Here is a 12,481-nt window from a genome sequence, read left to right on the forward strand (position 1 = left end):
TCTCCTACTTGAAAAACCTGGACACCGGGCCACTGTCTGAGATAAGATGCAAAAGAGATAAAATCGGGAAGGTGTGGTCCGTCTTTGTTGGAAGTAAAAAAACTGACAGGTGGGTATTCCGCACGTCAACCGGTCATTCATGATCTTTCCTTCACAGTTTCCCCCGGAGAGATGGTGGGGCTGATCGGGTTGAACGGAGCTGGAAAAAGCACCACCATCAAGCAGATTCTCGGATTTCTCCGTCCCAAAAGAGGGGAGATCCGGTTTAACGGTCGCAGGATGGATGAAGATCCTTCCACCTTTAAAAAGAGGATAGCCTACATCCCGGAAACTCCATATCTGTATCCCGAACTGACCCTGTGGGAACACCTGGAGCTGACAGGGATGGCTTATGGAATTTCTCCGCAGGAGGTTGAGAAACGAACATTACGGTTGCTGGAACTCTTTCAGATGAAAAAAAAGCTTGACTGGTATCCCGGTACGTTTTCCAAGGGCATGCGGCAGAAGGTGATGGTGATGTCGGCATTCCTAGTGGAGCCATCCCTGCTGATCGTGGACGAGCCTTTCATCGGTCTGGACCCGCTGGCCATCCACAACCTGTTGGAATGGATGATGGAATTGAAAAAAAGGGGAGCCGGCATTCTTTTGTCGACTCATGTGTTGGCGACAGCGGAACAAAACTGTGACCGGTTTGTCCTGTTGCAGGAAGGACGCATCGCTCTGGCGGGCACCATGGAAGAGATGAGAAGAGAGACCGGGATGCCCGAAGCTACTTTGGACGAACTCTTCATCCATACCGCAGGGGGGAACCAGTCATGAATCCTGTCGCATCCCTGTTTCGTCAGCGGAGAAGGCAGGCCTGGATCAAAGGGGCCCGTTACACCGCTTTGGTCGCCAAAGGCCTTCACTTCCTGCCCTTCGCGGTCTTGCTTTTCATCTATTTTGGGTACCGGGCGTTTCTATCGGGACTTCCTCCAGGTTTTCCGGCAAATCTTCTGATGACAGTCTTGTTGACTTGGATTCTCACTCGTACCGGGATCCGCACCTATGTAAAACCGGCGGACCCCGTTTTCCTGTTGCCGGCGGAGGAAGGACTCCGGGAATATTTCCGGAAGAGCCTTCTGTACAGCGGGATCATGCAGTCATTGAAAGTCATGTTCTGGATGGGCTTTCTGTTTCCCCTGTTCCACGCCCGTCTGGGGGATGCGTGGGACTTTTTGGCGGCCTTGGCCATATTGATCCCTCTTAAAGTCTGGAACCTATGGGCTTACTGGCTGGAACTCCGGGAAGAAGACCGTCCCGCCCTCCTCCTCCTCTTGCGTGTGGGCAGCAACGGACTGATCACATTATGGCTTTTCTCCGGTCGATTATTTGGTTGGCCACTCCTGGTTGCCTTGGTCTGGTTCGCCTGGCTCACTCTCTATTATCGGCGGATGCATTCCCGCAACCGGATCGTCCCTTGGGATCGGTTGCTCCGCCTGGAAGAACGAACCGTCTCCGCCTGGTACCGGCTGGCCGGCCATTTCGTCGATGTGCCTCAGACCGGCAATGAAATCAGACCGCGTCCCCTATTCACCCCTTTTCTGCGAAGACTCCTTCGCATTCGGCCGGAGAATACCTATCTGTATCTCTATCTGCGCACCTTCTTTCGTTATCGGGAACCCTTCGGCGTTTATGTGCGGTTGACCGGGGTGACTGCCTTGTTGGTCGCCTACCTGCGGGGAGAATGGTGGCTGTCGGCACTGGTGCTGTCCCTGGGCTTGCTCCTCACCGGAATTCAGCTTCCCTGGATTCGGCGTATTCACCGCTATCAACCTTGGTTTCGCCTCTATCCCCGCCCTGACATGCAAAAGCGGACCGATTGGGCCCGGCTCACCTTTGGACTGTTGGCGGGACAAGCCACTGCAGTGGTGATGCTGCAATGGTGGCTGTGGAAACAGCCATTTCCCCTACTCCCCTTATTCCTCGTGATCGGCTGGAGTATGGCATGGATCCTGGGCCGTGTCTGGTTGCCCAAACGACTTCATAAACAAAGCTCCCTCCTGTAAGGGAGAGAGCTTTGTTTGTCATGATTTTTCCAACTTGCGGATATCCTTGACCAGTTGGTCCAAATCCGGTTTCAACCCGTCATAGCGCTCATACACCTTTCCCTGTTGGTCCACCAGGAAAAAAGAGACGGGATGGCTGATGGTGAGCGGGTCATCCTTGGATTCCGGTTCATTTCTCTGGACACTTCCCTTAAAGCCGTCCCGGATCAAGGTTTGAATCTCCTCATCCTTGTATCCGGTCAGAAAGTGCCAGTTTCCGAAGTCGGCGTCAAATTTCTCCCCGAAGGATTTCAACACCTTGGGAGTATCATGGGTGGGGTCCACACTGAAGGAGACGATCTGAACCTCCAGTCCCTCACTTTTCAGCCGATCCTGGACTTTTTTCATATTGGCAGTCATCGGCGGACAAACATCGGGACAACGTGTGAACATCGCATTGGATAGCCATACCTTCCCCTTCAAGTCGGACAGGCCGAAGGGTTTCCCGTTCTGATCCTTATACTGAAAATCGGGAACCTCCCAATTTAATGCTTCCCGCTCCTCCTGCTGTCCGGAACCATCGGTCTCTTTCCCATCCTCCGTCGCGGCCCCGCAACCTGCCGCAAACACCAAGACCAGGACCAGCAGGAGTGAAATCCGCCTACGACGCCATTTCGCATCCGACATGGTACGCTCTCCTTTCGGCAACCCGTCCGGCCATTGGGATGTTGTCCTTCAGTTCGTGCTTGGACGGTCGGGATTGGGTTTCACATTCGGCTTCATTTGTTCAGACAATCCGAAGACGATCCATGTGGAACCCAACCTTCCCTGTAATGTTTTTTAACGCTTTTTTGGGCCAGCCGGTGCAGACTATCATGGAAACGCCTCTTCTATAGTGTAGCCCATAGGAGCACCCCATGTCCATCCCCTTGCAAAGTCGTCACAAACATTTCAGACACCGATCATATTCCAGATTCCGATCTCCCGGAATCCCAGACGGCGGTAAATGGCTCCCGCCCCGGGGTTATCGTAAAAGAGACACAAACTTTTCCCTTCACTCCACACTTCCCGGCACAATCGGATCATCAGCTGGGTGGCTAGTCCCTGCCGACGGTATGAAGGGTGGGTGGCCACCCCCACCACCATCGCCGACGCGGGATTTTCCGCCGCAGTCCGGGCCATGGCCACCGCCCGGCCCCCATCTTCCGCCCAGTATCCCCGGGCATCTCCCGATTCCAGAGATGCCCGCAACTCCTCCGCCCGGTCCCGACTGTCAAATTCCGCGATCTGTTCAGACAGGCGGGATAAGAGTGGCACATCTTCCAAGGTCATGGGCCGGATGGGCAGGGAAACTTCTTTCTCCAGCCGGTTCAGCCCGTCGGCGTCGGTGAAGCGGGCAAAATGAGTCTGCCGCCGGTTGTCCCAGCGAAAGGGCAAACCGGGAATCCTCCGAAATGCTCCCGTCACTCGATCGATCCCGGAAAGCATCTCAGTCTCCCGCCCGGTGCGGATCACCTCGGCAAAACCCTCCACATCAAAGGGACCCGGTGCCCAAGGAATCCAGTTGCCCCGATACCGGAGCAACACGGCCCGCAGCTGACCTGTCCCATCAAAATCCCCCCACAACTGCTGAAACTCCTGATCAAATCCGTAGTTGTATATATCCCCGATCAAAAACAGGTTGAGGGCACTTTCCATCTCCAAAAACCGCAGCGTCTGCTCCCGGTCCATCTCCGTCAATTGCCGAATTCCCATCTGTATCTCCTTTCTCCACCGGAAAAATTGGATTTATTATACCGTCGGGAATATGAATTGACAAGAGAAAACCGGATCACCACCCTTCCCCTCCATACCAGACCTCCCCGCTTTCAGAGCACCAGCTTCAGTTAACTTCCCCGGAAAAGGGGTTTGAGAAGCAGATGATGAATAACATCCGGAGGGATTCCACACCGCTCACGATCATGGGGCAATCTGTTCATCGTGTCATATCCAGATACGATTCCATCATATCATGGAGGCGGAATAATGCAGTTTCGTCCAATCCGGGAGACCGATTTAACGAGTGTCCAAGAAGTGAAAAAACAGTTTGTCTTCACACCTATCGGGAAATCCTGCCGGAGAGAGCCATTCAAACATTCCTGTCCCAAGCGTATTCCTTGGACAGCTTGAGAGCGTCCTAGAAAGCAAACTGCAACAGGCCGCAACGTCAATTTTATGTAGTTGCTGACAAAGACCGCATTGTCGGTTATGCGGAATTGGCTGAAAGGAAACCTGCTGCATACGAACTGACCCGTATCTATCTGTTTCCGGACGTTCAGGGAAATGGATCGGTAAACGCCTTTTGAATCAATTGATTGATGCCGTATCCCCTCTTCGATATATGTTTGCTTGGGTGGAGAAGGAGAACTCCGGCGGTCGGGCATTTTACCAATCCATGCACTTTCATGTGGAAGAAGAGATCGAAGACCGTTTTTTGGCACGGTCACCACCTTGTTGAATTATGGTCGAAGGTGGGAGAAAGAGTAGCCACAATCCTGATTTCGATTCCAACCGTTTCGGGACTCCCGGCGGTTTTTGTTGACCCAAAACAAAAAAACAACCGCCCGGTGCGGACGGTTGCTCTTCTCTCACTTGGCTTTCCCCTTCTGTCTCGCTTTCAGGGCGGGGACCAGGTTGTGGGCCACGCGCCAAATGTCCCCAGCACCCATGGTGATCACCAGGTCCCCTGGACGGGCATGTTGGAGCAAGTGAAGTTCCACATCCTCCTTCGTGGCCCGGTACACCGTGTTGGGATTGCTGTTCTCCCGCACCATTTGAGCCAATCGTTCTGATGTGACTCCGGCGATGGGAGGTTCGCCTGGCGGAGAGTAAATATCAGTGATCACCAGTTCATCCGCCTCTGTGAAAGCCCGACTGAATTCCTCCATCAACAGATGGGTCCGGGAGTATCGTTGGGGTTGAAAAACGCCGAAAATACGACGATTCAGGGCTTTCAAGCCATTGATGGTGGCTCTGATTTCCGTCGGATGGTGGGCATAATCATCCACGACCAGGATTCCGTCTGCTTCCCCGATCACCTGGAACCGTCGCTTGGCACCACGGAAATGGGACAACCCCTCCGCGATGGTATCGAAGGGAAGACCTACTTCCAGACAGACGACCACAGCCGCCAGAGCATTGGCCACATTGTGACGGCCCGGCACATGGATGGTCACATCCCCGAGGGGGGTTCCCTGATAATTTACAGTGAATTGGGTCCGGTTGAGCACTTGTTGGAGGTGGGTGGCGGTGTAATCCGCCTCCCGATCCAGGGCATAGGTGATCACACGGGCTCTGCATTCCCCGGCGATCTCTGGGAGGTACGGATCGTCCCAACCCAGAATAACCACACCGTCTTCCTTCACCTGGCTGAGGAAACGGCGATAAGCCTCTTTCAGTTTCTCAAAACTGCCCTCATAGTTCTCCAGGTGATCCGGTTCAATATTGGTAACCACTGCGATCTCGGGGAAATACTCCAAAAAGGTGCCGTCACTCTCATCCGCCTCCGCCACCACGTAGGGGCTGTTGCCCGCTTTGGCGTTGCTGCCGAGGCTGACCACCTCTCCCCCGATCACGTAGGTGGGTTCGGCTCCCCCTTCCTCCATGGTCTGGGCAATCATGGAGGAGGTGGTGGTCTTTCCATGGGCACCTGCCACGGCGATCCCTTGCTTATCGTTAAGCAGAGCGGCCAGCATTTGGGAACGGTGAAAAACAGGAATCCCCTTTTCCCGGGCTGCCTTCAACTCCACATTGTCCCGGGGAATGCTGGAAGAGTATACCACCCGATCTGCTCCCTCCACCAACACCGCTTGATGGCCGATATGGATCTCAGCCCCCCGCGTCGCCAGGCTCTGCGTTAACTTGTTATCCGCCACATCCGAACCGGTCACCCGGTACCCCATCTCCAACAGGACACGGGCAATGGCGCTCATCCCGTAACCGCCGATTCCAATGAAATGTACATGTTCCTTCGGTTTCAACCAACTCACCCACCCTCAAAGGCTTATTCCGACAAAATTTTTTCTCTGATCTCCGACACCAAAAACAAGGTGCCGGCCACCACGATACAATCCCGCTCACCGGTTTCCTCCAGCAGACGGCGGAGCCCCTCATCCGCCCGGGTTGCCTGGCTGATATCCAGATCAGGGCGCAAGCGTGCCGCCACCTCCCGCAGGCGGGCCGGATCCATCCCTCTCGGTTGATCCACCCCGGTCACCATCACCCGATCCACCAAGGGAAGGAGCGGCTTCAAAATCCCGGTCGCATCTTTATCTTCCAACACTGCCGTCAACAGCAGAAGACGGTCACAGGATAGATCACGGAGAGCCCGGGCCAAAGCCTCAGCCCCTTCCGGATTGTGTGCCCCGTCCAACCACACCGACGGCTGTTGCTTGATCTCTTCCAGACGACCCGGCCAGCAAACACTCTCCATCCCTTTCAAAACTTCCGCTTCCTCCAACACCGTAGCATAATATTTCCGCAAAACTTCCAGGGTCATCAAGGCAGCCGCCCCGTTTTTCACCTGGTGTTCCCCCCGAAGCGGAATCCGAACTCGCTCCAGAGAGCGGAAGGGACTGTTGAAGGAAAAAGATTCCCCATCCTCTCCATTGGAACGGGGTTCTGCATCAAATTCCCGGTGAAAACGATACAACCGGCACTGTTTCTCCTCTGCAACGGTGGAGAGGACTGAGAGTGCCTCCTCTTCTTCACATGCAGTGACCACCGGGACGCCGGACTTGATGATCCCAGCCTTCTCTCCGGCGATTTGGGTCAAGGTTCCCCCTAATATATGGGTATGGTCGTGCCCGATATTGGTGATGACCGAGACCAGTGGGTACACGACATTGGTGGAATCCAGGCGTCCGCCCAGTCCGGACTCCCATACCACAAACCACGGAACGGCTTCCTTTGCGAAATAGAGGATCGCCACCAGGGTCCAGAATTCGAAGGGGGTCACCCGACCCAAACCTTCGCGGTCCATTTCTTCCACCTGTTGTGCCACCTGATTGGCCCAATGGACAAAGGATCCCTCCGGAATCGGTTTCCCGTCCAAGGTGATTCTCTCTCCCCAATGGTGAAGATACGGGGATGTGAACATCCCCACCGGATAACCCGCCTCCCGCAATACGGAGGCGACCATCGCCGCTGTGGACCCCTTGCCGTTGGTACCCGCGATATGGATAAACTTCAGGCGGCGTTCCGGATGGTTCAGCTGCCGGAGAATCCATTCCATCCGCTCCAGTCCCGGACGGATCCCCTGAGTGCAGCCCTCCTCCATCCAGTCAAGAACCTCTTTCGCTGTGGAAAACAACGGTGCGTCAGCCATTTTTGTTTCTTCCTTTCCGGGTGCGTCGATTATCCGTCCATATGATGGGAATCTGTTCTGCAACGCGACCGTTGAACCTTTGCTCTCAGCTCTCGTTGCAGCGGTACACGATTCCCTTCCACCGTCCATCTCCTGTTAATCAACCGCCATACTTCCCATCCTTCTTTGTCCCAAAGGAAATGTGCCGGAGAAATCATCAACTTCCTCTCAATTCTGCCAACCGGCTGCGTACTTTTTCCCTTTTTTCCCGATACTCCTGTCCTTTTACCCGTTCTTCCTCCACCACATGGGCAGGGGCTTTGTTGATAAACCCTTGGTTGGACAATTTTTTCTCCACCCGATCCACTTCTTTGTCCAGCTTTTTCAGCTCCCCTTCCAGCCTGGAGATCGTCTGCTCAATGTCGATCAGGCCTTCCAGGGGGAGGAAGATCTCAGCACCGGTCACCACTGCTGTCATCGCCCGGTCCGGCCGGCGGATCCCGGTATCCGCTTCCAGTCGGTTGACTCCGCACAGACGGCGAATCGCTGCCACATTGTTTTGGAAGACAGGGAGGGATTCCGTTTCCGCCCGGATCAGGAGATCGATCTGTTTCTTCACCGGTACATCCATCTCTGCACGGATGTTACGGACCGAACGGATGGTCTCGATCAGGACTTCCATCTCTTGAACCGCTTCCAAAGCTGCATAGGCCGAATCCATTTCAGGCCAAGAAGCAATCGTGATACTTTCCCCCTCCACCGGCAGATGTTGCCAGATCTCTTCGGTGATAAACGGCATGAAGGGATGCAAGAGACGAAGGGAATGATCCAGCACATGGGCAAGCACCGACCGGGTGGAACGGCGGGCCTCTTCATCATCGCCGTACAATGGAAGTTTGGCAAACTCAATATACCAATCGCAAAGTTCATCCCAGATAAAATGATAAAGAACCTGCCCTGCCTCCCCGAAATCATAACGGTCCAGGCTGCGGGTAACCTTCTCTGCCGTCTCGTTTAGACGATGGAGGATCCAACGATCTGCCGTGGACAGCTTTCCTTCCAAGGAAATTTCCCCCGGCTTCACACCGTTCAGGTGCATCAGAGCGAAGCGGGAAGCATTCCAGATCTTATTGGCAAAGTTGCGGGCCGATTCCACCCGCTCCCACCGAAAGCGCATGTCGTTGCCCGGACTGCTGCCGGTGGACAGCATAAACCGGGTCGCATCAGCACCGTACTTCTCGATCACTTCCATCGGGTCCAGACCGTTGCCAAGGGACTTGGACATCTTGCGCCCTTCGGAATCCCTCACCAATCCATGGATGAGGACATCTTTGAAAGGTTTGCTGCCGGTAAACTCCAGGGCGGTGAAGATCATCCGAGCCACCCAGAAGTAAATGATATCATAACTGGTCACCAACACATCCGTCGGATAGTACCGTTTCAATTCATCAGTTTCCTCCGGCCAGCCCAAAGTGGAGAAGGGCCACAGAGCCGAGCTGAACCAAGTGTCCAACACATCCTCGTCCTGCCGGAGCTTTCCATTTCCACATCGGGGACAACGGTCCGGATCTTCCAACTGTACAATCATATCCCCGCATTCGCCACAGTACCAGGCCGGGATTCGGTGGCCCCACCAAAGTTGACGGGAGATGCACCAGTCTCGGATGTTCTCAATCCAATGGAGATAGATCTTTTCAAAGCGGTCCGGCACAAAGCGAACCCCTTCACCGGATTTGGCATTCTGGATGGCAGCTTCCGCCAAAGGTTGCATCCGTACAAACCACTGGGTCGACAGGTAGGGTTCCACCACAGCACCGGAGCGCTCACTGTGCCCCACGGAGTGGGTATGTTCTTCGATTTTCGTCAAGATCCCTTGTTCCTTCAGATCGGCGACAATCTTCTTCCGGCATTCAAACCGGTCCAGCCCTTCGTAGGGCCCGGCCAGCTCGTTCATGGTACCGGTTTCGTCCATCACCAGAATCGGCTTTAGATCGTGACGTTGACCGATTTCAAAATCATTCGGATCGTGGGCCGGAGTGATTTTCACCGCACCGCTCCCGAATCCGGGATCCACATGTTCATCGGCGACGATGGGAATCTCCCGGTTCACGATGGGCAGGATCACCGTTTTTCCGATCAAATGCTTATAACGTTCATCGTCGGGGTGAACCGCCACACCGGTATCCCCCAACATGGTTTCCGGACGGGTGGTGGCCACCCGGATTTGGCCGTTGCCTTCTTTGAGGGGATAGTTCATATGATACAGTTTCCCTTGAACCTCTTTGTGGATCACTTCAATATCCGACAGGGCCGTCCGTGCCGCGGGGTCCCAGTTGATGATATATTTGCCCCGATAGATCAGCCCCTTGTTATACAACCGCACAAAAACCTCCCGCACCGCCCGGGACAAACCTTCATCCATCGTAAACCGCTCCCGGGAGTAGTCCAGGGAAAGACCCAGCTTCCTCCATTGATTATGGATGACCTGGACATAATGCTCCTTCCACTCCCACACCTTTTCCAAAAACTTCTCCCGTCCGAGATCATGCCGACTGACCCCTTCTTCCCGAAGATGGGCTTCCACCCGCGCCTGAGTCGCAATCCCCGCATGATCCGTTCCGGGTAACCAGAGGGCGTCATATCCCTTCATCCGTTTCCAACGGATCAGGATATCCTGCAGGGTGGTGTCCAGAGCGTGACCGATGTGTAGATTTCCGGTCACATTGGGCGGCGGAATCACAATAGTGAATGGCTCTTGATCCGGATGTTTCCCCGCCTGAAAGAACCCTCCCTCCAACCAGTAATCATACCATTTCTCTTCTGCCCGCTTCGGATCGTAAGCGGTGGGCAGTTGGGACTGTTGCTCAGCCATGTTAACCCCCCTCACAAAGTAAATAAAACCTTCCATCCAAAAGGACGGAAGGTTCCGCGGTACCACCTTTATTCACCGAACTCCTTTCACCGACAGGCAAGGGAGTCCGATACACTTCATCCCTTAACGCGGGAGGACGGACCGCCCTACTCTTCACTTCAGGCGGACGGCTCCGGGGTGACGTTCAGCGGATTACACCTGAAGACCTTTCAGCCGGGGGCCTTCTCTCTGGAGAGGATCCTCCGCCTACTCTTCCCGTCATCGCCAATTATTTGTGGAGACCCCTATTCTGGCGGTCTCCATGGTTCTTTTATTCTAACCCTCTGAGCAGCTCACGTCAAATCCTTCAAACCCGAGCAAGCGGAGGGCCCTTCCTCCACGGGAAGTGATTCGGTCGTACCGTCATCACTGCACCAAACTGCTTGACGGGAATGCCGCCACCTGTAGATTCTGACATGATTTTACGGTGAATCCCTTGGACATCCCCTTCAGGAGAAAAACTCCCGACTCACAAGTGAATGAAATGATACCCTGGATCAGATCCGACACCTGCATTTCCCAGCCCGATTCAATCCATCGGCTTATTTCACCATGCCGAAAGCCTGCTGCACACTTTCCCACATCAATTGCGGGTTGGCCAAAAAGGCAAGCAGCAACACCGTGCTGAGAAGCAGGAAGCTGAGAGCAAACAATATCAGAAATCCCCGGTACACACTTCGTACCGTCGATTTCACCACGGCCAAGACAAAAACCCCCTTTGCCCACCGTTCTCTATGGTTTATTTTGCGTCTTTCTCGACAGATTGTCCACCCTTTTTCTTCACCTTGTACTGGGAACTGCCTCTTCCTTCCCTTTTTCCGCCGGAAAGTCTTCTCTATGCTTCCCATTTTTCATCCCAGGCCCGAACCGGAAAGAGAAAAACGACATATAGTTTCCGTAGGGAAACTTTGTTGGTTTTGGGAAATCAAATTCCATAAGAAGGTGTGTTTCCATGAAGCTCATCTGCGCTATACTGTTCTCCCTTCTTCTCTATCTTCCATTACGGGCGATACAAACGTGGTTGGGAGTTCTCCCATACAAAAAACGCCGGTGACTGACCGGCGCACCAGCGGAACAAACAACCAAAACGAAGAGATTCTCACCAGTTCTTCACCGGTTGGAACGGACACTCACTGTCCCGCGACGCTTTTTCGGCGAAGGGCTTTTCCCCTTTTGCTTCCAGACACTTTGCACCCACTCCCGGAACAGGCGAAGGCGATCCATCTCTTCCGACAGTGTGCGAACCGCGACGGTTTCCTCCAACCGGTTCGGACGGTCGTAATAGGCGAAGATCATCCGGATCGGCCCCTCTGGATAGGCCAGATGGAGTGCCAAAAGTCTTTTTTCCTTTTGCTTCAAAGGGTATTCTGACTCGTATTCTCTCAACAGGGCAAAGGGATCCACCACTTCATCCCGGTCAAAAGGAACAAACCGTCGCAGAAACATGGCCACGTCAGAAACAGGGGTGCCGACATGTGCATGATCAAAATCGATCCACCGCCAACCGAATGTCCCCACCAACAAATTGTGGGGGTGAAGACGTCCGTGAACCAATGTGGTCCGGGGAAAAACTTCTCCCGCACTCTTTTGCTTCCGCCACCCTTCCACAGAGAAGCGAAGGGCTTTTTCCAAATAATCCACATGAGAAAGTACCGCTTTTTCAAAGGGAGAAGCATATTCCCGAACCGATACGGCCTCCCGCCATCGTTTCAACCGTTCCCCCGCTTCTGTTTTCTCCTTTAACCCACTGGTGACGATCGCGGAATCCGGTGCTTTTTTGCCGGCAATCAAGGGTTCACACAACTTATGGAGTCGGGCCAGCCCTCTGATCAGTTCTGTGGGAGATACCTCGTCCCCCTTTTCCGCTGTCTCTCCGTACCAGGGCAGTGCATACCAGCAACTGCCTTCCTCCTCCACAAAAAGGCGGTCTCCCTCTTTGGTTTTTACCGGCAACATCACATGTTCATAACCCTTCTCTTTCAGTTGGATGAGGGTTTGATTGAGAAAAGTCAGTTGTGCCGGTTCCGCCGCTGTTTTTTTGAGGGCAAACACACCGTCTCCGGTGTCCACCCGGAGAATTCCCCGGATATAGCGGACCTGTACAGGTGACCATCCAAAAGCGGCAAAAACTCGGGGAATTACAGAGCCATCCGTTTGGGGATCCAGTTTCAACCGCCTTTCCTCCTCTCATTCGCCAAA

9 protein-coding genes, 1 pseudogene and 1 other annotated feature are annotated in these 12,481 nt (G+C 54.1%); of the genes and pseudogenes, 3 read left to right on the plus strand and 7 right to left on the minus strand.

The features are described 5' to 3' along the window. Positions 1-84: 84 nt before the first annotated feature. Positions 85-819 carry an ABC transporter ATP-binding protein gene (locus tag IEV46_RS06075; protein WP_229735932.1) on the plus strand — a complete coding sequence of 245 codons (735 nt, stop codon included), beginning with the start codon at positions 85-87 and terminating at the stop codon, positions 817-819. Further along, positions 816-2,048: an ABC transporter permease gene (locus IEV46_RS06080; RefSeq protein ID WP_188430958.1), complete on the plus strand. Its 1,233-nt coding sequence runs from the start codon at positions 816-818 to the stop codon at positions 2,046-2,048. The genes IEV46_RS06075 and IEV46_RS06080 overlap by 4 nt, the downstream gene beginning before the upstream one ends. Positions 2,049-2,066: 18 nt before the next feature. Here IEV46_RS06080 and IEV46_RS06085 read toward each other — a convergent pair whose 3' ends face one another. Together IEV46_RS06085 and IEV46_RS06090 are read right to left on the minus strand one after the other, a co-directional pair. Further along, positions 2,067-2,714: an SCO family protein gene (locus IEV46_RS06085; protein ID WP_188430960.1), complete on the minus strand. Its 648-nt coding sequence runs from the start codon at positions 2,712-2,714 to the stop codon at positions 2,067-2,069. Positions 2,715-2,978: 264 nt separating this feature from the next. Next, on the minus strand, positions 2,979-3,782 hold the full coding sequence (locus IEV46_RS06090) for a GNAT family N-acetyltransferase (RefSeq protein WP_188430963.1): 804 nt from the start codon (positions 3,780-3,782) through the stop codon (positions 2,979-2,981). A 449-nt stretch (positions 3,783-4,231) separates the two neighbouring features. Here IEV46_RS06090 and IEV46_RS18605 point away from each other — a divergent pair. Next, positions 4,232-4,372, plus strand: a pseudogene (locus tag IEV46_RS18605) (hypothetical protein); the annotation flags it as partial. Positions 4,373-4,654: 282 nt separating this feature from the next. Here IEV46_RS18605 and murC read toward each other — a convergent pair. From murC to IEV46_RS06115, 5 genes are all read right to left on the minus strand, one after another. Further along, on the minus strand, positions 4,655-6,046 hold the full coding sequence (gene murC, locus IEV46_RS06095; protein ID WP_188430965.1) for a UDP-N-acetylmuramate--L-alanine ligase: 1,392 nt from the start codon (positions 6,044-6,046) through the stop codon (positions 4,655-4,657). A gap of 23 nt (positions 6,047-6,069) precedes the next feature. Next, complete coding sequence (locus tag IEV46_RS06100) at positions 6,070-7,392, minus strand: bifunctional folylpolyglutamate synthase/dihydrofolate synthase (protein ID WP_188430967.1); 1,323 nt, start codon at positions 7,390-7,392, stop codon at positions 6,070-6,072. Between the two features lie 196 nt (positions 7,393-7,588). Next, positions 7,589-10,243, minus strand: coding sequence for a valine--tRNA ligase (locus IEV46_RS06105; protein ID WP_188430972.1), 2,655 nt, complete (start codon positions 10,241-10,243; stop codon positions 7,589-7,591). 37 nt (positions 10,244-10,280) lie between these two features. Beyond that, positions 10,281-10,514: a binding site (T-box leader), on the minus strand. A gap of 310 nt (positions 10,515-10,824) precedes the next feature. After that, positions 10,825-10,986 (minus strand): hypothetical protein, encoded by a 162-nt coding sequence (locus tag IEV46_RS06110; RefSeq protein WP_159439696.1) that lies wholly within the window; start codon positions 10,984-10,986, stop codon positions 10,825-10,827. A gap of 406 nt (positions 10,987-11,392) precedes the next feature. Then, positions 11,393-12,454, minus strand: coding sequence for a phosphotransferase (locus tag IEV46_RS06115; protein ID WP_188430973.1), 1,062 nt, complete (start codon positions 12,452-12,454; stop codon positions 11,393-11,395). Between the last annotated feature and the right edge of the window lie 27 nt (positions 12,455-12,481).

This window comes from Kroppenstedtia guangzhouensis (genome assembly GCF_014637345.1).
Lineage (GTDB): Bacteria > Bacillota > Bacilli > Thermoactinomycetales > DSM-45169 > Kroppenstedtia > Kroppenstedtia guangzhouensis.

Excerpts from the sequence above, each read along its gene's own strand:
- IEV46_RS06080 (WP_188430958.1), top strand. The coding sequence starts at position 816 with ATGAATCCTGTCGCATCCCTGTTTCGTCAGCGGAGAAGGCAGGCCTGG.
- IEV46_RS06085 (WP_188430960.1), bottom strand. The coding sequence starts at position 2,714 with ATGTCGGATGCGAAATGGCGTCGTAGGCGGATTTCACTCCTGCTGGTC.
- IEV46_RS06090 (WP_188430963.1), bottom strand. The coding sequence starts at position 3,782 with ATGGGAATTCGGCAATTGACGGAGATGGACCGGGAGCAGACGCTGCGG.
- IEV46_RS06100 (WP_188430967.1), bottom strand. The coding sequence starts at position 7,392 with ATGGCTGACGCACCGTTGTTTTCCACAGCGAAAGAGGTTCTTGACTGG.
- IEV46_RS06105 (WP_188430972.1), bottom strand. The coding sequence starts at position 10,243 with ATGGCTGAGCAACAGTCCCAACTGCCCACCGCTTACGATCCGAAGCGG.